Below are 26,204 nucleotides of genomic sequence, written 5' to 3'. Positions count from 1 at the left end.
CCTAGATCTCGAAGTTGACCATTTTGGCCATGATGAACACGCCAATGCTCATCCAGATGAGGCCGCCCATGCCGGCGATCATCAGCCGCTGGTCGACGAAGAAGCCGGTCATGTAGTTGGGGTTCACCATCCACACGAGCACGAAGACGATGAAAGGCAAGGAGCCGACGATCATGGCCGAAGCCTTGGATTCCGAGCTCATGGCCTTGATCTTCAGCTTCATCTGGGCGCGCTTGCGCAGCACGTCGGCAAGGTTCGACAGCGTCTCGGCAAGGTTGCCGCCTGTCTCGCGCTGGATAGCAAGAGTGATGACGAAGAACTGGAATTCGGGCGTGCCCATGCGATCGGCCGTGTCCTGGAGCGCCGCTTCCATCGTCCGGCCGATTTTCATCTTGTCGGCGACAGCGCGGAATTCGAGGCCGACTGGACCCGGGATTTCGCTTCCGACGATGCCGAGCGTTTCGGTGATCGGAAGGCCCGAGCGCAGGCCGCGAACCATCAATTCGATGGCATCGGGGAAGTTAGTGTTGAACTTGGCAAGTCGCTGCTTGATCAGGAAGCCGATCGCCATGTGCGGCACGCCGATGGCAACGAAGGCCGCGAACATGATCGCCAGCAGGATGGGAGCGCCCTTGAACGCAAGGCCGGCGGCGATGACGACGAAAATACCGATCGAGACGCCGGCATATTTGCCAAGCGGGATATCGCGGCCAGTCTGTTCAAGGCGAAGCTTCAGCAGCGCCGGCTTCGGGACCAGGCTCGAAAGCGCGCTCTCGACCTTGTTCTGGTTGCGGCTCGCGAACAGCTTGCGGATTTGCGCTTGGGCGCTTGCGGTCATGGCATCGCCATGGCGCTCGCGAAGCAGTTCGAGTCGGCGCTTGACGGTCTTCGCCGGCGACGGGCCACTAAAGGCCATGTAGCCAAGTGCGAGCACGCCAAACACGGCAACCGCAAAGAGGATCGGCATCAGCATTTTGGGTCCGTCCGTTCCTTACTGCCGGCGGCGCGGGTGCACCGCCGGAAACCCGAGTTACGCAGCTTTGTCTTTCGGCTTCGACAGCATGGTCTTGAGGTTATCGACCAGGCCCTTGGCGCTCGTCTTGGCCTCGGCCACGCCTTCCTCGCTGGCATGGCTCAAGACCATGTTCGACAGCTGGGTGAAGGGAGCCGTGATCTTGCTGCTGGCGACTTCCGCCATCGGCTTGCCGAGCTTCGCGGCCTGGGCCGCCAGCTTGCCGTCGTCCGGGAAGACGACGTCCACGCCGCGCTCGATCGACTGCTCGAAGTCCTTGCGGCTGATCTCCAGCGCGCCGCCTGCGGGCATGCGGTTGGCGACCACGACCACCTTGGTCTGCGGCGCGTTCGACTTCAGCCAGGCGAGGATGCGGATGGTATCGCGCGTCGCCGCCAGGGTGAGCTCGCTGACCACGACCGCAACGTGCGCATCGTGCACCAGGTGCGGATACTGGATCAGCATGTGGCGCGGCAGGTCGAGCACCGTCGACTCAAAGGCATTCCGCATTTCTTCCTGAAGCTGGAAGAAGGCAGTGCCGTCGGTCACCAGCGGCTGGTTGATCGGCGCTTCCGCCGACAGCACAGACAGGCGCTCGTTGGCACGGACCATGGCGCGCTCGATGAACAAGCCGTCGATGCGGCTCGGATTCTCGATGGCGTCGGTCAGGCCACGGCCCGGCTCGAGGTCGAGGGCGAGGGCGCCGGTGCCGAAGTGGACGTCGAGGTCCAACAGCGCGGTCGTGCGGCTCGCCTTGGCGCCGAGCAGCCAGGCCAGGCTGGTGGCGATGGTCGACGCGCCGACGCCGCCACGAACGCCAATGACGGCGGCCATGACATGCGGCTTGTCGACCTGCGCTTCACCGCGCGGGCCGGACAGGATGGCCTGCGCATGCGCGAACGTGTCGCGCAATTGGTCGGCCGTGAACGGCTTCAGCAGGTAATCGTGGATGCCGCTGGCGACGAGGTCGCGATAGAGGCGGACATCGTTCACCTGGCCGGCGGCGATCACGATCGTGCCGGGCTCGCAGACTTCCGCAAGCGCGTTGATGTCGTTGAGCGGGTCAGCCGATTCCGACAGGTCGACGAACAGGATGTTCGGGCTGGCGGACACGGAAAGCGACTGCACGGCATTGCGCAAGCCGCCCTTGTTGACCTTTTCTGGCGACCAGCCGTGCTCGACCGCGACAGGCCGCAGCATGTCGGCCGTGGCATCGTCGCAGACGAAGGCGGTGAAGGGGTCTCGCAAACCCGCGCGTGCCTGGAACGGAGCGTTCATTACTTGCCACCCTTCTGCTTCGTATTGACGTCCTGCAGGCCATTTTCGCCCGTGGGCTTGGCAGCCCGGTAGGAGCGGACAGCCTTGGCAGCCGCGGCGGCGTCAACGACGCTGCCCGCCTCGCGGCCGTAAACCAGGTCCTGCGGATCGGCGACCATCGCTGTCAGGTTGCCGTTCACGGCGCAGCCGGTGCTTGGCAGCTGCTGGTTGTCGAAGTCCGGTGCGGCCGGGCGATCCCAGTTGGGACAGCCGGCCATGGTTGCCCGGGTCCGGCTGACAACGACGCGAACGCTGCCGGGCTGGACGGTGCCGGCGGTGACCGGGGCCGCGCCAGTGTTGATCAGCATGCCATAGCGGCCGGCGACGCGAGCGACGTCCGCACGGGCCGCGCCGCTATAATCGCCATCGACGTAGATGTTGTCGCCATAGCCAAGGCCGAGGCCGCGGAACCAGCCGTCAAGGCGAGCTTCCTCGGAGGCGGGCAGGGCGCCGTCCGGCGCCACAACGTCCATCGCATAATCGCTGCGAGTGACGATCGGTTGGTTGGTCGCGACCATGCCGCGGGTCGGCTGGTCGACAGTCGGCGTGGTGCAGGCCGCAAGAGCGGAAGCCAGAAGCACGATTGCGAAACCTTTGCGCATCTTCATTCTCCTCGCGTTGCGGTTCACTGCTTGAAGCCGGGGGCGGCGGTTACGGCCGCACCGGCGCTCATTCCTGGCGCAGGGGCCGGAGCGACGGGACGCGGGCCTGACACCCCAGTGTAGACCTGGCCATTGCCAAGACCCTCGATGTCCGTCGGAGTACGGTAGCCATCGGTGGGCAACGCCAGCTGATGCGACGTCGGCCGGACCAAATAAGGCGTGACGATGATCACCAGCTCGGTCTCCGACCGCTGGAAGCTGCTCGACCGGAACAGGGCGCCCAGGATCGGCAAGTCACCCAGGAAAGGGGCCTTGGTGATGGAGTTCGTATTCGAGTTGCGCAGCAGGCCGGCAATCATGAAAGACTGGCCGGAGCCGAGCTCCACGGTCGTTTCCGCACGGCGGGTGATGAGCGCCGGGACGATGAAATCGCCGGTCTTCACCGAGCCTTCGTTGCTGAGCTCGCTGACCTCCGGGCGGACGCGCATCGAGATGCGGCCGTCAGCCAGGACGATCGGCGTAAAGGCCAGGCCGACACCATATTGCTTATATTCGATGGTGACGGCGTTGTTGCCCTGTCCGACCGGGATCGGGAATTCGCCGCCGGCCAGGAAGCTGGCGGTTTCACCCGAAAGCGCAGTCAGGTTCGGCTCGGCGAGGATTGTCACCAGGCCGTCCTTGGCAGCAAGGTCGATGGCGCCGGCGAGATCCAGGCCGAAAAGCTTTCCGGCTGCGCCCAGGGTCGTGCCGCCAGCAATCAGCGAACCGACTTTGAACGGCGAGCTGCCCGGGCCAGTGGTGGCGGTCGGATCGCCCTGGCCGATGCCGAACTTGAAGCCGCTGGTCGGATCGCTGGCGAACAGGTTCACGCCGATCGACTTGGTCAGCGAGCGGTTCACTTCGGCGATGCGGACCTTCAGGTTGACCTGAAGTGGCGTCGCGACGCTCAGGCGGTTGACCACGCAGATTTTGCAGGTCGCGCCGTCCTTGGACATGTCGACGCCCGGGTTCAGCATGGCTGCAACCAGCTGCTGGGCCTGCGCTGCCTCGTCCGGCGAACCGACGGTGCCCGTCAGCACGGCCAACTGGCCGGCGTTCAGGACCTTGATGCTCGCCTGGGGCATCGCGGCGCGCAGCATCGCGTCAACCGACGTGATGTTCTGACTGACCCTAACGTTGGCCGAGTAGACGACGGCGCCGTTCGCAGCAGTCGCAACCACGGTCGACTCACCGTCGGCCTTTCCGAACAGGTTGATCTGCCGCGAGTTGCTGACATAGACGTCGGCGACCGCGGGATTGGACGTCCAGACGTCGGCGACGGCCGCCGGGAGGCGAACGACCTGGCCCTCGCCCGTCGACAGTAGGACTGTCTGGCTGGGGCGGAAGCTGCCGGCCTTGGGCGCTGCCGAAGCGGGAACCGCGGCGGTGACGCTACCGAAGCCGATGGCCAGCGCGGCGAGGGCGGTGCCCAGGCGGACGCGGCTCTTCTTGGTGATGCTCTTCATCTTAACGGGCTCCCACCGGAACGACCATGACAGCATTGCCACGGGCGACACGGACGACTGGACCAACCGGGACGGCGGCGGTGGCACCGCCGGAACCGGCCGGAGCCGCTTCCGCCTGGCGCTGCGGGACGCTGGTGCGCTGGAAGCGCGACACGTCACCACCGGTCACGAACGTGGTGTTGTTGTCCTGAGGACGATTGGCGACGGCCAGCAGCAGCTTGCGCTCTTCGGCCGGATTGGCATTGGCCGGGAGCTTGACGTCGCCTTCGGCAACGGCGCGCTCCAGGTCAGCGGTATTGTCGGCGATCGAGCGCAGGGACAGCGAGATCGTGCCCAGCGACTGCGACACCGCAATCTTTTCGGCGAGGCGCGGAGTGGCCTCGACGGTGACCATTGAGAAGGCTTTGACCACGGTCTTGCCTTCCTCGTCCTTGCTATCCGTGCGCTGGTCGGTGGCGAGCACGCGCAGGTTGCGGACGATGGTCTCGGAAACCTTCAGCGGCGGGCCATCGCCGCCACCGGCGACTTCCTGCGTCAACACCAGGTCGACGCGGTCGCCCGGGAAGACGAAGCCGGCGACGCCGGTCGTGCCGGAAACCGGGACAGTCACGGCGCGCATGCCCGGGCCAAGCGCCGCGGCCAGGAAGCCGCGATCGTTCGGGCCGACAAGTGCACCCTGGGTGATCGGCTGGCCGGCGGTGATCGGGTTGCGGACAACCGTGCCGATCAGCTTGGCCATGTCGGATTCGGGCTGGCCCTCAAGGTAGTAGGCGTTCTGGATCAACTCCTTCGGCCAAGCCTGGAAGGCCAGGCTTTCCTGGTCGATGATCGTGCCAACCGGCAGCGCCTTGCGGGCCACCAGCACCTTGGGTCCGGTCGGGACCTGGGCAGCTGCAGCCTGCGGTGCGGCAGCTCCTGTGAACATGTTCTTGGCCATGACCGCGGTGATAACTGCGATGACCAATGCTCCGACGAGCAGTGCGACTTTCTTAGCGTTCATGGCGAACACGCCTCCCCCAGATGGGTCCCTCAATCAGCCTCACAAATCAGGCAAATTGGTTAAGAAAGCGTTGGCCGAGAATCCAAAGCGCGCCCGCAGCGATGGCGACTCCGTAAGGAACCTCGACGCGGGCGGGCTTCTCGCCTTCGGCAACTGGCGCTTTTCCGCGAAATTTGTGGATCAGCAGAACGATAATCGTCAGCAGGCCGCCGGCCAGCGACATCATCACTAAAAATCGCAAAGTCGTGAAAGGCGGGAACCACAGCGCGATCGCGGCCGCCAGCTTGACGTCGCCGCCGCCCATCATTCCCATGTAAAACGTGATCGCCAGCAGCACGAAGACTCCCACGGCCACGCCAACCTGGATCGCGGCGTCTGGCCAGAAGGGCAGGCCGATCGACCACCAGAAGAGCGGCGCCATCAGCGCCACCGCGGCGTTGAGCCCATTTGAAATGGTGTAGGTCCTGACGTCGATGACCGCGGCGACGACCAACAGGATCGCAAGCAGGCCAAGCAGGAGTTCGGTGAATCCGGCGTTTATCATGACAGTCCCCCTAGACGGTGCGGCTTTCCAAACCGTAACCAGCCGCCGCGATGGAGACTTATGACATTGTCATCGTCGGTGGCGGAATCGCCGGTGCCAGCCTTGGCGCCCGGCTGGTTCCGGACGCGCGGATCCTCATCATCGAAGCCGAGGATCTGTGCGGCCGTCACGCCACCGGACGGTCCGCCGCCTTTTGGCAGGCGAGCCTCGGCGGAGACACGCCGGAACGACGGCTGACCCTCGCTTCCAGGCCTTTCTTCGACGGGCGGTGGCCGGATAGCGAAGCTCCTCTCCTGAGGACTCGCGGCGCCATCCACCTTGTTCGCGCCGGACTTGTCGATGTCGACGGCGTCAGCGACCTCGGCGGAATCTACGAACCCGCCTACCTCGATCGCCCCCAACTGGAGCGCGTCATCCCCGGCCTTCGCGAGCAATGGGTCGGCGCCTGGTACGAAGGCACCTGCGCCGACATCGAAGTCGCCGCCTTCCACAACGCCTGCCTTTCGGCCATCCGCCGCGGCGGCGGCATCGTTCGCACCGACGCCGAGCTGCTCAGCGCCCGGGAATCGAACGGCGCCTGGCGCATCGAAACCAGCGCCGGCGAGGTCCGCGCCCCGGTCCTCGTCAATGCCGCCGGCGCCTGGGCCGAGCAGGTCGCGACGCGCGCCGGGGTCACAGGCCTCGGCCTCGTTCCCAAGCGCCGTACCGTGGTCCAGCTGCGAATCGGCCGCACAGGCCTTCGCGACCTGCCGTTCGTCACCGACAGCCACGAGAGTTTCTATTTCAAGGGTGAGGCCGACAACAGCGTCTGGGTCTGCCCACTCGACGAAACGCCGGTCGAACCTTGCGACGCCGCCCCGGAAGAAATCGACGTCGCAACCGCCATCGACCGGTTCGAGAAAGCCGTCGACTGGCCGGTCGAGGCGGTCGAGTGCAAATGGGCGGGCCTTAGGACCTTCGCGCCGGACCGCCGCATGAAGTTCGGCTTCGCTCCCGCCAGCCCACGCTTTTTCTGGTGTGCGGGGCAGGGCGGCATGGGCATCCAGACTGCACCGGCTGCATCCTTGCTCTGCGCAAGCCTGATTCGCGGCGATGAACTGCCCTCGGAACTCGACGGAATCGACCCCGCGGCCTTCGCCCCGGCACACAACTAACATATGTAACCAGCTCCTCACGCAGGAGATGCGGGCATGGCACACAAGTTCGTGATCGAGCAGAACAAGGCCGGCGAATATGTCGCCAAGTTCAAATATAATTCGGAGACGATTTTCTGGACCGAGGGCTATTCCAGCCGCTCCGGCGCCCAGAACGCGATCGATTCGATCCAGCAGAACGGCCCGAAGGCTCCCACCGAAAGCGCCTGATCAGCGCCGCGCATCGGCCTCGGCGCAGGCCAAAGCATCGACCCGGTCGTTCTCGACATGGCCGCTGTGGCCTTTGACCCAATGCCATTCGACTCGGTGTGGTTTGGCGGCGATGCATAGCTCCTGCCACAGCTCGGCATTCTTGACCGGCTTCTTGTCGGCTGTGCGCCAACCATTGCGCCGCCAGCCGTGGATCCACTTGGTGATGCCGTCGCGTACATAGTTGCTGTCGGTGTGGAGCTCGACGCGGCACGGCTTTTTCAGGGCCTCCAGCGCCTGGATCGCCGCCATCAACTCCATGCGGTTGTTGGTCGTATGCTCCTCGCCGCCGCTGATTTCGCGCTCCTTGTCGCCAGTGCGCAGCAGCGCCGCCCAACCGCCGGGTCCCGGGTTGCCCCGGCACGCCCCGTCAGTGAAGATTTCGACGAGCGGGAGTTCTCTCAAGCCACCAGCTCGCGCGGCAGCTTGAAGATCATGCGTTCGGGTGTGTGGTCTGCCACCTCCTCGGTGACGTGGAACCGCTCGCTCAGGGCCTCGACGACCTCGCGGACAAGGACCTCGGGCGCTGATGCCCCGGCGGTGACGCCAACGGTCTCCGGCTCGCCAAGCCAGTCCCAGTCGATGTCGGCGGCGCGCTGGATCAGCCTCGCCCCCACGCCCTCGCGCTCCGAAACCTCGGCGAGCCGCAGGGAATTGCTGCTGTTGGGCGCGCCGATGACCAGCATCCGGTCGCACTCCTGCGCGATCGCCTTCACTGCTGCCTGCCGGTTGGTGGTCGCGTAGCAAATATCCTCGCTGCGTGGCGACTGGATGGCCGGGAAGCGCGCCTTCAGCGCTCCGACGATTTCCGCCGTATCGTCGACCGAAAGGGTCGTCTGGGTCAGGAAGGCGAGGTTCGCGGGATCGCCCGGCAACAGGCTGGCGACGTCCTCGACGGTCTCGACCAGGGTCATCGATCCCGCGGGCGCCTGACCGAAGGTGCCGATGACCTCGGGATGGCCGGCATGGCCGATGAAAATGATATGCCGTCCCGACTCGATCAGCCGCTCGGCTTGGCGGTGCACCTTGCTGACGAGCGGGCAAGTGGCGTCAAGATAGTCGAGTCCGCGATTCCGGGCGGCCGCCGGCACCGATTTCGGCACGCCATGGGCCGAAAAAATGACCGGCCGTCCGTCCGGAACTTCGTTCAGTTCCTTGACGAAGACCGCGCCAAGGCCGCGCAGCCTGTCGACGACGAAGCGGTTGTGGACGATCTCGTGGCGGACATAAACCGGCGGACCGAAACGCTCGATCGCCAGCTCGACGATCTGGATGGCGCGGTCGACTCCGGCGCAGAAACCGCGCGGCGCCGCAATCAGGACGCGAAGGTTAGGCTTGGGTTCAGGCATTGTGGTGCGATGTAAGGCATCGCTTGCAGCCTTGGTAGGGCCTACCTATGACTGCGGGCCAATAATACGCCCTCTCCGAAGGATCATTGAATTGCGCCCTGTGAAGTCCGGTCTGATCGCTCTTGCCGCCATCGCTTCCCTCTCGGCCTGCAAAACGGCCGGGACCCTTGACGACACCGGCGTTTATGTCACTCGCTCGTCCTGCCCGCAGGTCGGCATTCCCGCCGGCACCGGCGACATCACTTTGTTCAACCCGGCGACCAGCAAGGATGCATCGGCTATCGATGTCGTTGCGACCATCACCAACCTGCGCGCCAGCTGCACGGAAGATGCGACCAACGTCGTTTCTACGGCCACGTTCGACGTGGTCGCCACCCGCCGAGATGCAGGTGAGGCGCGGCAGGTGACCCTGCCTTACTACGATGTCATCGCCCAGGGCGGGTCTGATGTCGTGGCCAAGAAGGTCGGCTACGTCGCACTCAACTTTCCCGCCGGAAGTGTTCGCGCCCAGACCAGCGCGCAGGTAACGGGCCGGGTGAATCGCGGCGCGGCCGCGTTACCCGAAGATGTCCGCGCCGAACTGACGCGCAAGCGCAAGCCCGGTGAGGCCGATGCGGCCGTCGACCCGCTGGCCGATCCCCGGATTCGCGATGCCGTGGCCCGGGCGACCTTCGAGCAGCTGATCGGCTTCCAGCTGACCCAGGACCAGCTCCGCTACAACGCGACCCGCTAGGCGCGCGCTCCGCCGCTCGTCCTGATTGACTCGGCCCCGGTGGCGGGCCAATGCAGCCGCGTCTTCTGGCGGGTTCCCGCTAGAGGCGCGTGACGGGAGAGTGCCGGTTTCGACCGGCCGCCGAAGGAGCAACCGCCCCCGGAATCTCTCAGGCATAAGGGACCGCCGCGCGCCGGACAGTCTGGAAAGTGCTCTTGTGAAAGCGGGAGCCGCCGAAGGGGCAAAGCTCTCAGGCGCAGCGACAGAAGGGGGCTCAGATCAAGGGGCGGGCGTCATTGCTCGTTGCTTTGACGAGCCTGAATTCTGGGAGCGCCGAGCGAATGGCCGAGACGACCGAAGACCTCCAGACGCTGTCGCTCGATGCCTGGCACCGCTCCCGCGGCGCGCGCATGGTGCCGTTCGCCGGCTATTCCATGCCGGTCCAGTACGAAGGCGTCATTGCTGAACATGTCTGGACCCGGACCAATGCCGGCCTGTTCGATGTCAGCCACATGGGCCAGCTCACCTTTCATGGCGACCGCGTCGATGCCGGTCTCGAAACCCTGCTTCCGGGTGAGCTGCAGCTTCTGAAGGATGGCCGCTTGCGCTATTCGATGCTGCTCGACGACAATGGCGGCATCATCGACGATTTGATGGCGACACGCCGCGCCGACCATTTCTATGTCGTCGTCAACGGTGCCACTAAACATGGCGACATCGAACAGTTCGAAAGGCGCCTGCCGAAGGGTGTCGTCCTCGACCACATGAAGGAACAGGCGCTGCTCGCGCTGCAGGGGCCGCGTGCGGCCGAGGTGCTGGAAACGCTGGCGCCGGGGGTGTCCGATCTCAGCTTCATGCAGGGCGCGGCCTTCAACTTCGCCGGCACTCCTGCCTGGATCAGCCGCTCGGGTTACACCGGGGAGGACGGGTTCGAGATTTCGGTCGCGGGCAATGCGGTCGAAGCCGTCGCCGATGCCCTGACCGCGCACGAGGCCGTGAAGCCCATCGGCTTGGGCGCCCGCGATTCGCTGCGCCTCGAGGCCGGCCTGCCGCTCTACGGCCACGACCTCGACACCAATACGACGCCAGTCATGGCCGATCTCCAGTTCGCCATCCAGAAGCGCCGCCGTTCCGAAGGCGGTTTCGCCGGCGACATGCGCATCCTTGCCGAGCTCGAAAATGGCGCCGCCCAGAAGCGCGTCGGCCTCAACGTCGAAGGCCGGCAGCCGGTTCGCGAAGGCGCGCTGATCCTCGATTCCGAAGGCACGGAAGTCGGCCGCATCACCAGCGGTACCTTCTCGCCGACGCTGCAGCGGCCGATCGCCATGGGCTATGTCGCGGCGCCGCTGGCAGAGGCCGGCACGGTCTTGAAGGTCGAGCAGCGCGGCAAGCTGTTCGAAGCCTCCGTCACGCCAATGCCTTTCGTCCCCCATCGCTATCACCGCAAACAGGGAGCCTGATATGAGCCTGCACTTCACCGGCGAGCATGAATGGATCCGCGTCGAAGGCGACGTCGGCACCGTCGGCATCTCCAACCATGCGCAGGAAGCGCTCGGCGACATCGTCTTCGTCGAAGTTCCTGAGGGCGGTCGCTCGCTCAACAAGGGCGATGACGCCGCGGTCGTCGAATCGGTCAAGGCCGCTTCTGACGTCTATTCGCCGGTCGCCGGCGAGGTGATCGAGGGCAATCCGGCGCTTGCCGACGACCCGGCGCTCGTCAACCGCGACCCGGAAGGCGAAGGCTGGTTCTTCAAGATCCGCCTCGCGGACACGTCCGAGCTCGACGGCCTCATGGACGAAGCCAAGTACCGTGAGTGGGTGAAGACGCTCTGAGCGACGCACCCACCTCGACCAGCAGCTGGGACGCGGCGGACTACGCCCGCGTCGGTGGTTTCGTGCCGGCGCTGGGCGGCGCGGCGCTTGACCTGCTCGATCCCCAGCCCGGCGAGCATATCCTCGATGTCGGCTGCGGCGACGGGTCGCTGACGCTGAAGATCAAGGAAGCGGGCGCTGACGTCGTCGGCATCGACAACAGCCTGTCGATGGTCGCCGCCGCCAAGGCCAAGGGCCTCGACGTCCGGCTGATGGACGCGGCGGACCTCAAGTTCTCCGAGGCCTTTGACGCCGCTTTCTCGAATGCCACGCTCCACTGGGTGCTGGACAAGGAACGGGCGGCGCGTGCGATCTGGTTCGCACTCAAGAATGGCGGCCGATTTGCCGGCGAGATGGGCGGCGCGGGCAATTTGGCCCGTCTTCGCGAAACCTTGGACGACGTGCTGGTCGAGCGCGGCTTCGGACCGCCGACCTATGCCGCGAACTGGTATCCGACACCTGAGGAGTTTGCGGCCGTCTATGAACGCGCAGGTTTCAAGGATGTCGATGCGCGGCTGATCGATCGACCGACCGAGCTCGAACATGGCGTCCAGGCCTGGGTCCTGGTGTTTCGCGCCGGCTGGCTCGACCGAGCCGGCGTGCCCGACGACGAACGTCAGTCCATCGCCGATGCCGTTGCCGCCCGGGTCGGCTCCAATCTCGCCGACTACATCCGCCTCCGCTTCATAATGAGGAAGCCCAACTGATGCGTTATCTACCGCTGAGCGATGCCGATCGCTCCGCAATGCTCAAGGTGATCGGGGCCGGCTCGGTCGACGAGCTGTTCCGCGATGTGCCCGAAGAGGCCCGTCTGCAAGGCCCGATCCGCGGCTTGCCAATGCACGCCAGCGAAATGGCCGTTGAGCGCAAGATGCGCGGCATGGCGGCCAAGAATGTTGCGGCGAGCGACGTTCCCTTTTTCCTCGGCTGCGGCGCGTACAAGCACCACATCCCCGCCAGCGTCGATCACATCATCCAGCGCGGGGAGTTCCTGACCGCCTACACGCCTTACCAGCCGGAAATCGCCCAGGGCACGTTGCAGGTCCTGTTCGAATTCCAGACCCAGGTCGCGCGCCTCTACGGCTGCGAAGTCGCCAACGCTTCGATGTACGACGGCTCGACCGCCTGCTGGGAAGCTGTTGGCATGGCGCGGCGCATCACGCGTCGGAAGAAGGCGATCATCTCCTCGGGGTTACACCCGCACTACGTTTCCGTCTGCAAGACCATGGCGAAGTTCACCGGCGACACGCTCGAAACCGCGGCGCCTGAGCTGACGGCCCAAACCGACGCGGACCGCCTGATCGCCGCCATCGACAAGGACACCAGCTGCGTCGTCGTCCAGTATCCCGATATCCTCGGCCGCATCACCGACCTGAAGCCGATTGCAGACGCGGCCCAGGCGGCCGGCGCGCTGCTGGTGGTAGTCAATACCGAGCCGGTCGCGCTCGGCCTTATCAAGTCGCCCGGCGAAATGGGTGCTGACATCGTCGTCGGCGAGGGCCAGTCGATCGGCGTCGGCCTGCAGTTCGGCGGGCCCTATGTCGGCCTGTTCGCCACCCGCGAGAAATATGTCCGCCAGATGCCGGGCCGGCTCGCCGGCGAGACTGTCGATGCCGAGGGCAAGCGCGGCTTCGTGCTGACCCTCTCGACCCGCGAGCAGCATATCCGGCGCGAGAAGGCGACGTCGAACATCTGCACCAACTCCGGCCTCTGCGCCTTGGCCTTCTCGATCCACATGACCTTGCTCGGCGAGAAGGGCCTTACCGGCCTAGCCAAGTTGAATCACGCGCGCGCGTGTGAAGCCGCGGACCAGCTGTCCGCCATCCCCGGCGTCCGTCTGGTCAACGACAGCTTCTTCAACGAATTCGCGCTCGAACTGCCCGTCGAAGCGCGGCCCGCCGTCCATGCGATGGTCGAAAAGGGCGTGCTCGGCGGCGTTTCGCTCGGCCGCCTCTATCCTGACGAAGCCGTCCTCGCGAACGGCCTCGTCGTCGCTGTCACAGAGACCGCGACCGAGGAGGACATCTCTTCCTTGGTCTCCGCCCTGCAGGAGATCGTGCAATGAGCACCCCAAATCCTACAGGCTGGCGCCCCACGGCACCCTCGACTTTGGAAACCACTGCTGTGACCACTACGACCGGCAACCGCGCTTTGATGCTGGAAGAGCCGCTGCTGTTCGAGATCGGCAATCGCAACCAGACCGGCGTCGATTTCGACCCGGTGAAGTCCGGCGCATCCCGTCTCGGCGGTCTCGACCGCAATGGCCTCGACCTCCCGGGCCTCAGCGAGCCGGAGACCGTCCGCCACTACACTCGCCTTTCACGCCAGAATTACGCCATCGACCTCGGACTCTTCCCGCTGGGCTCCTGCACGATGAAGCACAACCCGCGCCTCAACGAGAAGGTGGCGCGGCTGCCCGGCTTCGGTGACATTCATCCGCTGCAACCACAGGAGACGGTGCAGGGCGCACTCCAGTGCATCAACGAGCTCGCGTTCTGGCTGATCGACCTCACCGGGATGCACGGTGTCGCCATGAGTCCCAAGGCCGGCGCCCACGGCGAACTCTGCGGCCTGCTCTGCATCCGTGCCGCGCTCGAAGCCCGCGGCGATGCCCGTGAGGTCGTCCTCGTTCCGGAGAGTGCTCACGGCACCAATCCGGCTACAGCGGCTTTCTGCGGCTACCGTGTCGAGGATATCCCTGCGACCAAGGACGGCCGCGTCGATCTGGGTGCGCTAAAGGCGCGCCTTGGTCCTGACGTCGCGGCGGTGATGATCACCAACCCCAACACCTGCGGCCTGTTCGAACCGGACATGAAGGCGATCAGCGATGCGGTCCATGCGGCCGGCGCCTTCGTCTATTGCGACGGCGCCAACTTCAACGCCATCGTCGGCAAGGTCCGCCCAGGCGACCTCGGCGTCGATGCGATGCACATCAATCTCCACAAGACCTTCTCGACGCCCCACGGCGGCGGCGGTCCAGGCTCTGGCCCCGTGGTCCTGTCGGAGGCGCTGGCGCCGTTCGGGCCGTTGCCTTTCGCGGCCAAATATCCCGACGGCAGCTACAGGCTGATCGAGGAGGAAAGCGCCGGCGAGGAGCATCCTCGCACTTTCGGACGAATGACCGCCTTCCATGGCCAGATGGGCATGTTCACCCGCGCACTGACTTACATCCTCAGCCACGGCGCCGACGGTCTTCGCCAGGTCGCCGAGGACAGCGTGCTCAATGCCAACTACATCCTCCGCAGCCTGGAGGATGTGCTCGACGCACCGTTCGCGCATTCGGGGCCCTGCATGCATGAGGCAATCTTCAGCGACAAAGGCTTTGCCGAGGGCCTCTCGACCATCGACGTTGCAAAGGGCCTGATCGACGAAGGCTTCCACCCGATGACCATGTATTTCCCGCTGGTCGTGCACGGCGCCATGCTGGTCGAGCCGACCGAGACAGAATCCAAAGCTGGTCTCGATCAGTTCATCGCCGCGCTTCGCTCGATCGCCGAACGGGCGCGGGCAGGGGACGAAAGCCTGAAAGCCGCGCCCGTCTTCGCGCCGCGCCGCCGGCTTGACGAAACGCAGGCAGCGAGGAAGCCTGTGCTCAGCTACAATCATCCGGCGCCGGATGGCTCGTCGACCGGATTGGGAGCGCATTTCGGGGGAGGGTAACGCGTCATGAATCCGGATTTTCTCAAGACCCTGTTGCCGATCCTTGTGGTCGTCGTGGTCCTGGCCCTGCGCTTAAGGTCGATGAACCGGGTTCGACCGTTGAAGCCCGAACGGATGTGGGTTTTACCCCTACTCCTTCTGGTACTGGCCGGCGTCACGCTGTGGGCGCACCCGCCAAGCCCAGCCGGCATGGCAATTGGCTTTGGCGCGCTAATCGTCGGAGGATTTCTGGGCTGGCAGCGGGGGCGCTTCATCCACATCGAGCGCGGCGTCGATGGTGGGCTCACGCAGAAGGCATCGCCCGCGGCCTTGATCCTGCTCGTCGTCATCATCGCTATTCGCTACGCGGTCCGCGCCTATTTCGGTGCCAGCCCTGATGCCAACGGCCAGATGAGCGAACAGGCTCTGATCGCGACGGATGCGCTATTGCTCTTCGCGGTCGGCCTCATCGCCATGACCCGCGTCGAACTCGCCATACGAGCCCGGCGAATCCTGGCTGGAGTCGAAGCAGCCGAGTGAAACTCAACCACCCCGCGGTCCAGCGCAATCGCGAGCCCATCGCCGCGGTTCTGGCCGATTGGCTGCCGGATTCGGGGTTGGTGCTGGAGGCGGCAAGCGGGTCGGGGGAGCATGCGGCGTATTTGGCCGAGCGCTTTCCCAATCTCGACTGGCAACCGAGCGAGCCCCACGCCGATGCACTTGGCTCGATCGAGGCTTGGCGGGCTGATTCAGGTTTGGCAAATCTTCGCGAGCCGGTGATTCTCGATGTGACGAGCGTGACCTGGCCGCTCGATCGCGCCGACGCACTGCTCAACATCAATATGGCGCACATCTGCCCGTGGGAGACGTCGCTCGGTTTGCTCGACGGTGCGAGGTGGATTCTTCCCCCCGGAGCACCGCTGATTCTCTATGGACCCTGGATCGAGGAGTGCGTTCCGACTGTGCCGTCCAACCTAGCGTTCGATGCGGATTTGAGAAGGCGGAATCCGGCGTGGGGACTCAGAATCGTCGAGGAATTTGCCGCGGAAGCGGAGAAGCGTGGCCTATTTTACGTGGAGCGGCGTGAAATGCCGGCGAATAACCTCATGTTGCGCTTCGTTCGCCGCTAGCCTGCGGCGCGCAGGCCGTCGCGGATTCCCTGCAGCCAGCCGACCAGCTCGGCCAGCGGCAGCAGTCGATTGAAGCTCAAGCCGATGTGACCGTCGTGCCGCCACCGCAGCGCGCCGGGCTGCGGCCCCAACCCAGGCAAGGTGATCGACAGGTCGCAACCATATTCGAGCGCCGGATCGCCCTTCACCTTGATGCCGCCCTGCGAGATATCGCGGACTGGCAGGCGATAGACATTGGCGCCGTCGCGGACGGTGGCGATGCTGTCCACCTCGATCCTCGGCATGCGTTGCTTTGGCCCTTCCGCACAGGCGGTGAGGATGTCGATGACATCGACGGGCTCGTCAAAAGCGACGCCGACGTTCGCATCCTTGACCCAGGTCGCCTTGCCGCTGACGGGCTGCCCGCTCTTCAACTCTACCGAGAGGGCCGTGCCTTCGAGGATCGCGCAATAGGCGCGGATCATCATGCCGCCGGCAGAGATGTTCTTGATAAGGCAAAGCTCGCGGCGATCGCCGATGGTGATCGAGCCGACGCGGAACAGGGTGAGATGACGGTCGTCCTCGCGCCGCTCGCCTGGCTTCGGCGCGGCGTTCGACAGCGAGTACAGGGTCGTCTCTACCGGTTGGTCTTCCACGCGAACTCCATCGCACCCGAAAAAGTCTCGTAATGCCAGAGGATTACCAGATTGTTAGAAACGGGTCCGCGATGGAGGTTCTTGCGGCGCGCCATGGTGAGCCGTGCTGGATTCGAACCAGCGACCTACTGATTAAAAGTCAGTTGCTCTACCGACTGAGCTAACGGCCCCAGCCATGGCGCGAGAGGGCGCTTAGCGGTGCGGGGCGCGGCGGGCAAGGCGCGCGGCGAGATGCCGGACAGTGAGGCCGTCGCGAATGCGCCAGGTGGGGGCGACCTGGCTCAGAGGCAGGAGCATGAACGCTCGCCGCTCCAGCATAGGGTGAGGCACCCGGAGCCCGCGCGACCGAACACGGCCGCCGTCCCAGGCGAGGATATCCAGGTCGAGGACGCGTGCTGCCCAGCGCTTGCCCGGCCGGCGGCCGAACTGGCGCTCGATGGCGTGCAACTCGCCGAGGACGGCGTGAGGATCCTTATCGCTTTCAACCAGTGCCACGGCATTGGCGAAATCGCGCCCGGCGCCGTGGGCCGCCGGGTTCAGGAGGATCGGCGAGGCGTCAAACAGGTCGAAGCGTCCGTCGAGCTCGGCAATGGCAGCTTCGACCACGCCGGCGGGGCGACCGTGACGGCCGTGCATGCGGTTCGAGCCGATGGCGATGGCGTAGAGGTGCGTTCGTTCAGCCAAATCCGTTCGTCCTGAGCGGAGCGCGGGGCGCGTAGTCGAAGGGCGTTAGCGGGAGCGGATGGGAAATAGAACGCCCTTCGACTTCGCTCAGGACGAACGTTAGGGGTTGGACCGTGCCTGTGCAGCCCGCGGATCTGTCGCCAATCTATGACGCCGAGCCCTCGCGCGATTGCCCGCGTTGTCCGCGGCTGGTGGGCCTGAGACTGCAGTGCCGGGCGGAGCATCCCGACTGGTGGAACGCGCCGGTGCCATCATTCGGTGATCCCAATGCCTGGCTGGCGATCGTCGGGCTGGCGCCGGGCAAGCATGGTGCCAACCGCACCGGTCGGCCGTTCACGGGCGATTATGCCGGCGACCTGCTGTACGCGACGCTGGAGAAGTTCGGGCTGTCTGAGGGGCGATATGGCGGATCTCCAGACGACGGAGTGCGGCTGAAGGGTGCGATCATCCTCAATGCCGTCAAATGCCTCCCGCCGCAGAACAAAACGCTGCCGGCAGAAGAGGCGAGTTGCAGGCCGTTCTTGATGGCTTCCATCGGGGCATTGCCAAAGCTGACGATCTTCATCGCACTCGGTAAGGTCGCGCACGACAGCCTTTGCCGGTCGTTCGGCGTTCCGCTTTCAAAGGCCAGGTTCGCGCACGGCGCGGAACACGAACTTCCGGGCGGCAAACGCGTGCTCGATAGCTATCATTGCAGCCGCTACAACCAGAATACGCGGCGATTGACGCCGGCAATGTTTGAACAGCCTTTCGAAAGGGCATTGGAGCTTCGATGACAATTCGTTTCCGTCCAAGCGAGCCAACCGATGCCGCCGCCCTTCTTCGGGTCTGGCGGCGGGCAGTCGATGGCACCCACCATTTTCTCTCTGCCCAGGACCGGGTGGCGATCGATCCCCTCGTGGCGGATTATGTTGGCAGCACCGCATTGCGGATCGCCGAGAAAGACGGTGAGGTCGTCGCCTTCATGGGCGTGACCGGCCAGAACGTAGATTCCCTGTTTATCGACCCCGCAGCGCACGGATCGGGAATTGGACGCAGCCTTGTCGACGAGGTCGCGCGGCCGACGACCGTGGAGGTCAACGAGCAGAATGAAGGCGCGGTGGCCTTCTACAAGCGCTTGGGGTTCGAAGTGACGAGCAGGAGCGAGACGGACGAGGACGGCAGGCCTTATCCGCTGCTCCACATGCGGCGCGACTAAATGTCTTCGACCAGCCGTCCGTAAAGTTCCGGCCTGCGGTCCCGGAAGAAACCGAAGGCGGCGCGGTGCTTCTTGGCTGCGGCCAGGTCGAGGGTCGCGACCAGCACGCCGCTTTGCTCCGCTCCGAACTCGGCGAGGATGTCGCCGCGCTCGTCGCAGATAAAGCTGTGACCGTAGAAGCGCTGGCCGTGCTCGGTGCCGATGCGGTTGGCGGCGACGACCGGCACGACATTACTGACCGCATGGCCAATCATCGCCCGGCGCCACAGGCGTGACGTGTCGAGGTCGGGATCGTGAGGCTCGGTCCCGATGGCGGTCGGATAGAAGAGGATGTCGGCGCCCATCAGCATCATCGCGCGGGCGGTTTCGGGATACCATTGGTCCCAGCAGACGCCGACGCCGAGCGTCGAGCGGTGCGGGCCGTTCCAGACCTTGAAGCCGGTGTTGCCGGGACGGAAATAGAATTTTTCTTCGTAGCCTGGACCGTCGGGAATGTGGCTCTTGCGATAGACGCCGGCGACCTTGCCGTCCGGGCCGATCATGGCGAGCGAATTATAATGGTGGGGGCCTTCCGCTTCGAAGAAACTGGTCGGGATCCAGATTTTCAGCTCGGCCGCCAGTTCCTGCATCGCCAGCACTGACGGGTGCTCGGCGGTCGGCAAGGCGTTGGCAAACAACTTTTCATCCTCGACCCGACAGAAGTAGGGGCCTTCGAACAGCTCGGGCGGCAGGACCACTTCCGCGCCCTTCGAATGGGCTTCGCGCACGAGTTCGGCCACCGCCTTGATGTTGGCGGCGGTATCGTCCGTGAAGGCGAGCTGGAGTGCGGCGACGGTAAGCTTGGTCATGGCGCGGGCCTTAAAGCGGCAGTTGCTGGCTGATGCAATGGAAGCTGCCGCCGCCGGTCAGCACATGGTCCGCTCGCAATCCGACCGCCTTGCGGTCCGGGAAGAGGGCCTGGACGGCATGGACGGCGGCTTCGTCATTTTCGCTACCGTAGAGCGGCACGACGACCACGGCATTGCCGATGTAGAAGTTCATGTAGCTGGCGGGGATGATCTCGCCGTCGCGGACGATTTCTCCGGGTGACGGCAAGGTGACGATGTCCAGCCGGGCATCGGCAAGACGGCGTGCGGCGGACTTGTAGACGGCGGCGTTGGGATCGCCATTTGCAGCGGTGGGAATGGCGACACGACCCGGCGCGACGAAACGCGCCAGATTGTCGACATGGCCATCTGTGTGATCGTTCAGCAGGCCGTCGCCGAGCCAGACGAAGCGCTCGAACCCAAGGTCGCGGGAAAGTGCTCCCTCGACATCTTTTCGCGACATGCCGGGATTGCGGTTCGGATTGAGCAGGCATTGTTCGGTGGTGATCAGTGTGCCCGAGCCGTCACCGTCGATGGCGCCGCCTTCCAGGACCCAATCGGCGCTGGTGCAAGGCAGGCCCGCCTCTACGGACAGGCGGACTCCGATCGTGTCGTCGCCGGGCAAATCGTATTTGCCGCCCCAGCCGTTGAAGCGAAAATCGACGCCGCGCCGGCCCTTGCCACTGCCGAGGATGATGGCCGGCGTGTCACGCAGCCAGATGTCGCCGAACAATTCAGTGATCACTTTGGCGAATGGCGCGAGCGCCCGCGCGCGTTCAGCGGCTTCGTCATTGGCCGCGACCAACCACACCGCTTCACCCTTGCCCCCCGCATTAACGGCCTTGGCAAAGGCCGCGACTTCCTCCTGCGCCGGAGCAAGATCGTCTTCCCACAGCTCGCCATGGCTCGGAAAGCCGATCCAGACCGCCTCATGCGGCGCCCATTCGGGAAGGGGAGGTCGGGTCAATCTGCTCTCCAAACAAAAAGGGCGGCCTATTCAGGCCGCCCCATCTGCATTCAGCTAACCAACGGGCTTAGCGCGAATAGAATTCGACGACGAGGTTCGGCTCCATGCGGACCGGATAGGGAACCTCATCCAGCGTCGGCACGCGGTTGAAGGTCACCTTCGACGTGCCGTCCTGAACGATATATTCGGGAACGTCGCGCTCGGCGAGGCTCTGCGCTTCGATCACTAGCGCCATATCCTGGGCCTTGGTGCCGAGCTCGACGACATCGCCGACATCGACGCGACGCGAGGCGATGTTGCACTTCACCCCGTTGACGCGGATGTGACCGTGGCTGACCAGTTGGCGGGCGGCCCAAATCGTCGGCGCGAACTTGGCGCGGTAAACGATCATGTCGAGACGGCGCTCGAGCAGGCCGATCAGGTTCTGGCTGGCGTCGCCCTTCATGCGGCTAGCCTGCTGGAACGTCTGCTTGAACTGCTTCTCGGTGACGTCGCCGTAATAACCCTTCAGCTTCTGCTTGGCGCGCAGCTGGATTCCGAAGTCCGACATCTTGCTCTTGCGGCGCTGGCCGTGCTGGCCGGGGCCATATTCGCGGCGGTTGACCGGGCTCTTGGGACGTCCAAAGACGTTCTCGCCCATGCGGCGGTCGAGCTTATACTTGGCGCTTGAGCGCTTCGACATGCGATATTCTCCAATTCGCGTTTCAAAATGCCCGGAACCGCACCGCATAGCCTTGCGCCATGCGCGACCACCGCTTCACCGGACGTGCAGGGTCAATTGCGAGCCGGGCGCCTAGCCGAGAGGCGCCCCGAGGTCAAGGTGAGCCTATTGTCCGACGTTCTCCGGGCGAGTCGATTGCTTGTTCTGAAGATGTCCCATCGTCGCGCGACTCTCGTCCCACATTCGCTGCCATTCACGTTGCGCCATGCAAGTCTGTTGTGTGCGCAGCCGTGAACCTGTAGCCGATAACAACCGACAAATAATCCGGCTGTCTTCGCTCAGGGAAAAGGCGGTGTGCTTGGCTGCGATGGCAGCTTTCTCCTCAGGAGAGCAGTAGCGCGTCGCGCCTTTGCAAAGTTCTAGTTCGCGCCACGCGGCCCTTGCCTTGCAGACCGTAATGTCGCTGGACCGCGACACGCCAGCAACCATGATCCGACACTCGAGCGGCTCTTTAATTTTGGGAAGCGGTGCTTGGGGCGAAGCATTGTTAACTCCAGTGGAGCCACCCCCGGCCTGAACCAGCAGCAACGCGAATAATATCGACATGGCCAGCCCCTTCTTTTCGTTGATGATGTTAATTATCATTAATTGGCGGGCTCGTTCAATGCCCGGATGATTCCGCGAAGGGCCTGGATCTCGCGGCTCGACCATTGGGGCTTGGTGAGAATAGTGCGCAGCGTATTGCGGGTCGCCTGGGTACGTTCGGGCGGGTGGAAATAGCCCTTCACGTCGAGGGCTTCATCGAGTTGGCGGATGAGGCCTTCGAGCTCGGCGTGAGCAGCGGGAGGTTCGAGGTCCTTGGCCGGGGGCTGGGCGAGTTGCTGGCCACGCGACCATTCATAGGCAAGCAGGATCACCGCTTGGGCGAGATTCAGCGAACCGAATTCAGGATTGATGGGCACGGTGACGATGGCGTTGGCGAGGGCGACATCCTCGGTCTCCAGGCCAGAACGTTCTGGCCCGAACAGGATCGCGGAGCGACCTGGACTTGCGGTGATTCCTTCCGCCATTCCGGCGGGATCGACGACCGGCATGATCAGGTCGCGACGCCGGACGGTGGACGCGTAGACCGTCGAGCAGTCGGCAATGGCTTCTGCGGTCGTTGCGAAGAGTCGCGCCTGGTCCAGGACAATGTCGGCGCCGCTCGCGGCAGGCCCGGCGTCGGGGTTGGGCCACCCGTCCCGGGGCGCGACCAGGCGCAGTTCGGCCAGGCCAAAATTGAGCATCGCCCGCGCAGCCTTGCCGATGTTCTGGCCGAGCTGGGGACGGACGAGGACAATGACTGGTCTGTTGGTGCTCACAGCAACTTGTTGTGGCCTACCGGGGGCAGGGGGCCTTCCTTTTCGACGCGTTCCGCGATTTCCGCGAAATCGCCCGGCTCGCTGAAGTCCTTGTAGATGCTGGCGAAGCGAATGTAGGCGACGTGATCGAGCGCCTTGAGGCCGGCCATGACCGCCTCGCCGATCTTTACGGAGGGCACTTCGTCGCCAAGCGTTTCCATCTGCCGCTGAACGCCGCTGACCAATTGGTCGATCTTGGCCGGGTCGACGTCGCGCTTGCGGCAACTGTGGCCGACGGCCCTCTCCAGCTTGGCCCGGTCGAAGGGCTCCCGCTTGCCGTCCTTCTTGACCACCGTGAGGTCTCGCAACTGGACGCGCTCGAAAGTGGTGAAACGCGCCCCGCAGCCTTCGCACTGCCGCCGACGCCGGATCGCCGCGCCGTCCTCGGACGGGCGGCTGTCCTTCACCTGGCTGTCTTCGTGCGCGCAGAACGGACAACGCATCCCTTATCCCTGGTAGATCGGGAAGCGGTCGCAAAGCGCGCGAACGCGGGCGTTGACCGACTGTTCGATGGCGCCGTTATTGTCGACCCCATTGACCCGCAGGCCGTCGAGCACGTCCGCGACCATGTCTGCGATGTCGCGGAATTCTTCGACACCGAAGCCGCGGGTCGTGCCGGCAGGCGAGCCGACCCGGATGCCACTGGTCTGGACCGGCGGCAGCGGGTCGAAAGGAACGCCATTCTTGTTGCAGGTGATTCCTGCATGCTCGAGGCTCTGGTCGGCGTCCTTGCCGGTGAGGCCAAGCGGGCGAAGATCGACGAGGGCGAGGTGCGTGTCGGTACCGCCGGCGACGAGATCGGCGCCGCGTTCCTTCAGGCGATTGGCCAGCGCCTGAGCATTGGCGATGACCGCCTTTGCGTAGGTCTTGAACTCCGGCTGCAGCGCTTCACCGAACGCGACCGCCTTGGCGGCGATGACGTGCATAAGCGGGCCGCCCTGGAGGCCGGGGAAGACGGCCGAGTTGATCTTTTTTGCAATGGCCTCGTCGTCCGTCAGCACCATGCCGCCGCGCGGACCACGCAAAGTCTTGTGCGTGGTCGTCGTAACGACATGGGCGTGGCCGAAGGGGGAGGGGTGCTCGCCCGCGGCGACGAGGCCGGCGAAATGAGCCATGTCGACAAAAAGGATGGCGCCAACCTCGTCCGCGATCTGCCGGAAACGGGCGAAGTCGAGGTGGCGCGGATAGGCCGAGCCACCGGCGATGATCATCTTCGGCTGATGTTCCTTGGCGAGGCGCTCGACCTCGTCGAAATCGACCAGGTGGTCGTCGGGGCGGACGCCATATTGGACGGCGTCGAACCATTTGCCGGATTGTGCTGGCGGGGCGCCGTGGGTCAGATGCCCACCTGCGGCGAGGCTCATCCCCATGATCGTGTCGCCGGGCTTCAGTAGCGCCATCATCACCGCGCCGTTCGCCTGCGCGCCCGAGTGCGGCTGGACGTTGGCGAAGCCGCAACCGAACAGCTGTTTGGCGCGCTCGATGGCGAGGGTTTCGACGGAATCGGACGGTCCGCAGCCCTGGTAGTAACGGCGGCCGGGATAGCCCTCTGCATATTTGTTGGTGAGAACCGACCCTTGTGCCTCAAGCACCGCTTTGCTGACAATATTCTCAGAGGCGATCAGCTCGATCTGCTGTTGCTCGCGCCTCAGTTCGGCATGAATGGCGGCATCGACCGCTGGATCGGCATCGGCGAGTTCGCGCGTGAAGAAGCCGAGCGGCTGGACGTCGGTGAGGTCGGGCGCGGTGGCCATCAGTCGCTATCCTGCATGAGTTGGGAGAGTTGTTCGACGCGGCGCTCATGGCGCCCGCCAGCGAAATCGGTACCCAGGAACGCTGTGACGCAAGCGCGTGCCATGTCGCTACCGATCAACCTCGCCCCGAAAGCCAGCGCATTGGCGTCATTATGCTCGCGGGCCAGCCGCGCGGACAGCGGGTCGTCGACCCGGGCGCAGCGGCAAGCCGGATTACGATTGGCGGCGATGGAGATGCCGATCCCCGATCCGCAAATGGCAATGCCGCGTTCGGCCCGCCCGTCGGCGATCGCTTCGGCCAAGGCTGCGCCGAAGCGCGGATAGTCGACGCTTTCGGGGCCATTGGTTCCTAGGTCGATGATGTCGTGTCCGGCCTCGCTAAGCCATACGGCGAGCGAGTCCTTCAGTTCATATCCGGCGTGGTCGGCGGCGAGGGCGATGCGCATGGTCTGTGACTAAGCCAAGCGCGAGGGATTCGCCAGTGTCAGGCGGCCAATCTCAGCTCGAGCCGGTCCCAAATCTCGACCAAGGCGCCCACCAGCTCATCCATCATCTCGGCGCTGTGATGGGGGCCTGGCGTGAAGCGCAGGCGCTCAGTCCCGCGCGGAACGGTCGGATAATTGATCGGCTGAACGTAAAGGCCGTACTCGGCGAGCAGGATGTCGCTGATACCCTTGGCCTTGACCGGGCAGCCGACGAGCAGAGGCACAATGTGCGTCACCGACGGCATGACCGGCAGGCCTGCATCGGCGAACTTGGCCTTCAGTAGCGCCGCGGCAGACTGCTGCGCGGTGCGTTCATCGGCAGACGCCTTGAGATGCTTCACGCTGGCGAGAGCTCCGGCGACCAGCACCGGCGAGAGCGAGGTGGTGAAGATGAAGCCGGGCGCATAGCTGCGGATGCAGTCGATGATGTCGGTGGATGCGGTCACATAGCCGCCCATGACACCATAGGCCTTGCCGAGCGTGCCTTCGATCAGCGTGACGCGGTGGGCGACGCCGTCGCGTTCCGAAATGCCGCCGCCCGAGGCACCGTACATGCCGACTGCATGGACTTCGTCCAAGTAAGTGAGGGCTTCATATTTGTCGGCAAGGTCGCAGATCTCGGCAATCGGCGCGATGTCGCCGTCCATCGAATAGACGCTCTCGAAAGCAATCAGCTTCGGCGTTTCGGCTGGCGTCGCCGCCAGCAGCTCCTCTAGATGCTCAAGGTCGTTGTGGCGGAAGACCTTCTTTTCGCAGCCCGAGTTGCGGATGCCGGCAATCATCGACGCGTGGTTCAGCTCATCGGAAAAGATGATGCAGCCGGGCAGGAGCTTTCCCAACGTCGAAAGGGCTGCCTCGTTCGAGACATAGCCCGACGTGAAGAGCAGCGCGCCTTGCTTGCCATGCAGCGAGGCGAGCTCCCGCTCCAGCTCGACATGGTAATGGGTATTGCCGCCGATGTTGCGAGTGCCGCCCGAGCCGGCGCCGACGCTGTGGAGCGCCTCTTCCATGGCCGCGACGACCGCGGGGTGCTGACCCATGCCCAAATAATCGTTCGAGCACCATACGGTGATCGGTTTCGGGCCATTATGGCCGGCAAAGCACTGCGCATTGGGATACTGGCCCTTGGTGCGCAGGATATCGATGAACACGCGGTACCGTCCTTCTGAGTGAAGGCGGTCAATCGCGGCTTTGAAGATGCGGTCGTAATCCACTGTTACTCTTTGGACTCTCTTCGCTTTTGGCGGCCATTACCGTCAGCGGCCAGCGAAAGCCAATGCGAATGACTCGCAACTGGCCGCAATCGACGATCGGGCATTGATTGGAGTTAAAAACCGCTGGCAACGCGACGCCCAATGGCATATCAATGCGGTTGCGCAACAACGCCAACAGGGACCGAAAGGGGCGACCACCTATGCGTAAATACACTATGCTTGCGCTTGCATTGGCTTCGACGACGCTGACAGCCG

The 26,204-nt window shown here is 64.5% G+C and carries 32 protein-coding genes, 1 tRNA gene and 2 riboswitches; of the genes, 12 read left to right on the top strand and 21 right to left on the bottom strand.

Going from position 1 to position 26,204, the window contains the following annotated elements:
- Window position 1 precedes the first annotated feature (1 nt).
- The 6 genes from LZ536_RS09905 to LZ536_RS09880 are packed head-to-tail and all read right to left on the bottom strand — an operon-like array spanning window position 2 to window position 5,980.
- Window positions 2–973: a type II secretion system F family protein gene (locus tag LZ536_RS09905; RefSeq protein ID WP_249848635.1), complete on the bottom strand. Its 972-nt coding sequence runs from the start codon at window positions 971–973 to the stop codon at window positions 2–4.
- Window positions 974–1,030: 57 nt separating this feature from the next.
- A complete protein-coding gene (locus tag LZ536_RS09900; RefSeq protein WP_249848634.1) occupies window positions 1,031–2,290 on the bottom strand; it encodes a pilus assembly protein CpaE in 1,260 nt (419 codons plus the stop codon).
- Window positions 2,290–2,931 (bottom strand): CpaD family pilus assembly lipoprotein, encoded by a 642-nt coding sequence (locus LZ536_RS09895; protein ID WP_249848633.1) that lies wholly within the window; start codon window positions 2,929–2,931, stop codon window positions 2,290–2,292. The genes LZ536_RS09900 and LZ536_RS09895 overlap by 1 nt, the downstream gene beginning before the upstream one ends.
- Window positions 2,932–2,954: 23 nt before the next feature.
- Window positions 2,955–4,436, bottom strand: a complete 1,482-nt coding sequence (locus LZ536_RS09890) for a type II and III secretion system protein family protein (protein ID WP_249848632.1) — start codon at window positions 4,434–4,436, stop codon at window positions 2,955–2,957.
- A 1-nt stretch (window position 4,437) separates the two neighbouring features.
- Complete coding sequence (gene cpaB, locus LZ536_RS09885; RefSeq protein WP_249848631.1) at window positions 4,438–5,436, bottom strand: Flp pilus assembly protein CpaB; 999 nt, start codon at window positions 5,434–5,436, stop codon at window positions 4,438–4,440.
- Window positions 5,437–5,482: 46 nt separating this feature from the next.
- The gene (locus LZ536_RS09880) at window positions 5,483–5,980 is read right to left on the bottom strand and encodes an A24 family peptidase (protein ID WP_249848630.1); all 498 of its coding nucleotides are present in this window, start codon (window positions 5,978–5,980) and stop codon (window positions 5,483–5,485) included.
- A gap of 50 nt (window positions 5,981–6,030) precedes the next feature.
- On the opposite strand from LZ536_RS09880, the gene LZ536_RS09875 reads away from it, so the two are divergent.
- Both LZ536_RS09875 and LZ536_RS09870 read left to right on the top strand, forming a co-directional pair.
- Window positions 6,031–7,134 (top strand): NAD(P)/FAD-dependent oxidoreductase, encoded by a 1,104-nt coding sequence (locus tag LZ536_RS09875; RefSeq protein WP_249848629.1) that lies wholly within the window; start codon window positions 6,031–6,033, stop codon window positions 7,132–7,134.
- A 36-nt stretch (window positions 7,135–7,170) separates the two neighbouring features.
- The gene (locus tag LZ536_RS09870) at window positions 7,171–7,344 is read left to right on the top strand and encodes a YegP family protein (RefSeq protein WP_249848628.1); all 174 of its coding nucleotides are present in this window, start codon (window positions 7,171–7,173) and stop codon (window positions 7,342–7,344) included.
- On the opposite strand, the gene rnhA is transcribed toward LZ536_RS09870, so the two are convergent.
- Together rnhA and ispH are read right to left on the bottom strand one after the other, a co-directional pair.
- On the bottom strand, window positions 7,345–7,788 hold the full coding sequence (rnhA, locus tag LZ536_RS09865; protein WP_249848627.1) for a ribonuclease HI: 444 nt from the start codon (window positions 7,786–7,788) through the stop codon (window positions 7,345–7,347).
- Window positions 7,785–8,732 (bottom strand): 4-hydroxy-3-methylbut-2-enyl diphosphate reductase, encoded by a 948-nt coding sequence (ispH, locus tag LZ536_RS09860; protein ID WP_249848626.1) that lies wholly within the window; start codon window positions 8,730–8,732, stop codon window positions 7,785–7,787. The genes rnhA and ispH overlap by 4 nt, the downstream gene beginning before the upstream one ends.
- Window positions 8,733–8,832: 100 nt before the next feature.
- Here ispH and LZ536_RS09855 point away from each other — a divergent pair, with 100 nt between their 5' ends.
- From LZ536_RS09855 to LZ536_RS09820, 8 genes are all read left to right on the top strand, one after another.
- Window positions 8,833–9,465: a hypothetical protein gene (locus tag LZ536_RS09855; protein ID WP_249849203.1), complete on the top strand. Its 633-nt coding sequence runs from the start codon at window positions 8,833–8,835 to the stop codon at window positions 9,463–9,465.
- An 83-nt stretch (window positions 9,466–9,548) separates the two neighbouring features.
- Window positions 9,549–9,640, top strand: a riboswitch (glycine riboswitch).
- A 5-nt stretch (window positions 9,641–9,645) separates the two neighbouring features.
- Window positions 9,646–9,711: riboswitch (glycine riboswitch) on the top strand.
- Window positions 9,712–9,785: 74 nt separating this feature from the next.
- Window positions 9,786–10,904 carry a glycine cleavage system aminomethyltransferase GcvT gene (gene gcvT, locus LZ536_RS09850; RefSeq protein WP_249848625.1) on the top strand — a complete coding sequence of 373 codons (1,119 nt, stop codon included), beginning with the start codon at window positions 9,786–9,788 and terminating at the stop codon, window positions 10,902–10,904.
- Window position 10,905: 1 nt separating this feature from the next.
- Complete coding sequence (gene gcvH / locus LZ536_RS09845; protein WP_249848624.1) at window positions 10,906–11,277, top strand: glycine cleavage system protein GcvH; 372 nt, start codon at window positions 10,906–10,908, stop codon at window positions 11,275–11,277.
- Entirely contained in the window at window positions 11,259–12,023 is a 765-nt protein-coding gene (locus LZ536_RS09840; RefSeq protein ID WP_249848623.1) for a class I SAM-dependent methyltransferase, read from the top strand. The genes gcvH and LZ536_RS09840 overlap by 19 nt, the downstream gene beginning before the upstream one ends.
- Window positions 12,023–13,381: an aminomethyl-transferring glycine dehydrogenase subunit GcvPA gene (gcvPA, locus tag LZ536_RS09835; protein WP_249848622.1), complete on the top strand. Its 1,359-nt coding sequence runs from the start codon at window positions 12,023–12,025 to the stop codon at window positions 13,379–13,381. Before LZ536_RS09840 ends, gcvPA begins: the two co-directional genes overlap by 1 nt.
- A complete protein-coding gene (gene gcvPB / locus LZ536_RS09830) occupies window positions 13,378–14,976 on the top strand; it encodes an aminomethyl-transferring glycine dehydrogenase subunit GcvPB (protein WP_249848621.1) in 1,599 nt (532 codons plus the stop codon). The genes gcvPA and gcvPB overlap by 4 nt, the downstream gene beginning before the upstream one ends.
- Window positions 14,977–14,982: 6 nt before the next feature.
- Complete coding sequence (locus LZ536_RS09825; protein ID WP_249848620.1) at window positions 14,983–15,495, top strand: CcdC protein domain-containing protein; 513 nt, start codon at window positions 14,983–14,985, stop codon at window positions 15,493–15,495.
- Window positions 15,492–16,085: a DUF938 domain-containing protein gene (locus tag LZ536_RS09820; RefSeq protein WP_249848619.1), complete on the top strand. Its 594-nt coding sequence runs from the start codon at window positions 15,492–15,494 to the stop codon at window positions 16,083–16,085. The genes LZ536_RS09825 and LZ536_RS09820 overlap by 4 nt, the downstream gene beginning before the upstream one ends.
- On the opposite strand, the gene LZ536_RS09815 is transcribed toward LZ536_RS09820, so the two are convergent.
- The 3 genes from LZ536_RS09815 to folK form a co-directional block, all read right to left on the bottom strand.
- Window positions 16,082–16,720: a PilZ domain-containing protein gene (locus tag LZ536_RS09815; RefSeq protein ID WP_249848618.1), complete on the bottom strand. Its 639-nt coding sequence runs from the start codon at window positions 16,718–16,720 to the stop codon at window positions 16,082–16,084. The genes LZ536_RS09820 and LZ536_RS09815 overlap by 4 nt on opposite strands.
- Before the next feature lie 94 nt (window positions 16,721–16,814).
- A tRNA-Lys gene (locus tag LZ536_RS09810) sits at window positions 16,815–16,890 on the bottom strand.
- A gap of 22 nt (window positions 16,891–16,912) precedes the next feature.
- Entirely contained in the window at window positions 16,913–17,404 is a 492-nt protein-coding gene (folK, locus tag LZ536_RS09805) for a 2-amino-4-hydroxy-6-hydroxymethyldihydropteridine diphosphokinase (RefSeq protein ID WP_249848617.1), read from the bottom strand.
- A gap of 113 nt (window positions 17,405–17,517) precedes the next feature.
- On the opposite strand from folK, the gene LZ536_RS09800 reads away from it, so the two are divergent.
- Both LZ536_RS09800 and LZ536_RS09795 read left to right on the top strand, forming a co-directional pair.
- The gene (locus tag LZ536_RS09800; protein ID WP_249848616.1) at window positions 17,518–18,180 is read left to right on the top strand and encodes a uracil-DNA glycosylase; all 663 of its coding nucleotides are present in this window, start codon (window positions 17,518–17,520) and stop codon (window positions 18,178–18,180) included.
- Complete coding sequence (locus LZ536_RS09795; protein WP_249848615.1) at window positions 18,177–18,602, top strand: acetyltransferase; 426 nt, start codon at window positions 18,177–18,179, stop codon at window positions 18,600–18,602. The genes LZ536_RS09800 and LZ536_RS09795 overlap by 4 nt, the downstream gene beginning before the upstream one ends.
- Here LZ536_RS09795 and aguB read toward each other — a convergent pair.
- The 10 genes from aguB to LZ536_RS09745 all read right to left on the bottom strand — a co-directional run.
- A complete protein-coding gene (gene aguB, locus LZ536_RS09790) occupies window positions 18,599–19,450 on the bottom strand; it encodes an N-carbamoylputrescine amidase (protein WP_249848614.1) in 852 nt (283 codons plus the stop codon). The genes LZ536_RS09795 and aguB overlap by 4 nt on opposite strands.
- 10 nt (window positions 19,451–19,460) lie before the next feature.
- Complete coding sequence (locus LZ536_RS09785; protein ID WP_249848613.1) at window positions 19,461–20,435, bottom strand: agmatine deiminase family protein; 975 nt, start codon at window positions 20,433–20,435, stop codon at window positions 19,461–19,463.
- 67 nt (window positions 20,436–20,502) lie between these two features.
- Entirely contained in the window at window positions 20,503–21,117 is a 615-nt protein-coding gene (gene rpsD, locus LZ536_RS09780) for a 30S ribosomal protein S4 (protein ID WP_249848612.1), read from the bottom strand.
- 144 nt (window positions 21,118–21,261) lie between these two features.
- Complete coding sequence (locus LZ536_RS09775; RefSeq protein ID WP_249848611.1) at window positions 21,262–21,741, bottom strand: hypothetical protein; 480 nt, start codon at window positions 21,739–21,741, stop codon at window positions 21,262–21,264.
- The gene (locus tag LZ536_RS09770; RefSeq protein WP_249848610.1) at window positions 21,741–22,457 is read right to left on the bottom strand and encodes an RNA methyltransferase; all 717 of its coding nucleotides are present in this window, start codon (window positions 22,455–22,457) and stop codon (window positions 21,741–21,743) included. The genes LZ536_RS09775 and LZ536_RS09770 overlap by 1 nt, the downstream gene beginning before the upstream one ends.
- Window positions 22,454–22,939 (bottom strand): transcriptional regulator NrdR, encoded by a 486-nt coding sequence (nrdR, locus tag LZ536_RS09765; RefSeq protein WP_249848609.1) that lies wholly within the window; start codon window positions 22,937–22,939, stop codon window positions 22,454–22,456. Before nrdR ends, LZ536_RS09770 begins: the two co-directional genes overlap by 4 nt.
- Before the next feature lie 3 nt (window positions 22,940–22,942).
- Window positions 22,943–24,250, bottom strand: a complete 1,308-nt coding sequence (locus LZ536_RS09760) for a serine hydroxymethyltransferase (protein WP_249848608.1) — start codon at window positions 24,248–24,250, stop codon at window positions 22,943–22,945.
- Window positions 24,250–24,696: a ribose 5-phosphate isomerase B gene (rpiB, locus tag LZ536_RS09755; protein ID WP_249848607.1), complete on the bottom strand. Its 447-nt coding sequence runs from the start codon at window positions 24,694–24,696 to the stop codon at window positions 24,250–24,252. Before rpiB ends, LZ536_RS09760 begins: the two co-directional genes overlap by 1 nt.
- Before the next feature lie 38 nt (window positions 24,697–24,734).
- Complete coding sequence (hemA, locus tag LZ536_RS09750; protein WP_249848606.1) at window positions 24,735–25,949, bottom strand: 5-aminolevulinate synthase; 1,215 nt, start codon at window positions 25,947–25,949, stop codon at window positions 24,735–24,737.
- A partial coding sequence (locus LZ536_RS09745) for a hypothetical protein (protein ID WP_249848605.1) occupies window positions 25,915–26,204 on the bottom strand: 290 nt, incomplete at its 5' end. The genes LZ536_RS09745 and hemA, both read right to left, overlap by 35 nt.

The organism is Sphingomonas alba (genome assembly GCF_023516555.1).
Lineage (GTDB): Bacteria > Pseudomonadota > Alphaproteobacteria > Sphingomonadales > Sphingomonadaceae > Sphingomicrobium > Sphingomicrobium album.
This window is presented reverse-complemented; position numbering and strand designations above follow the sequence as displayed.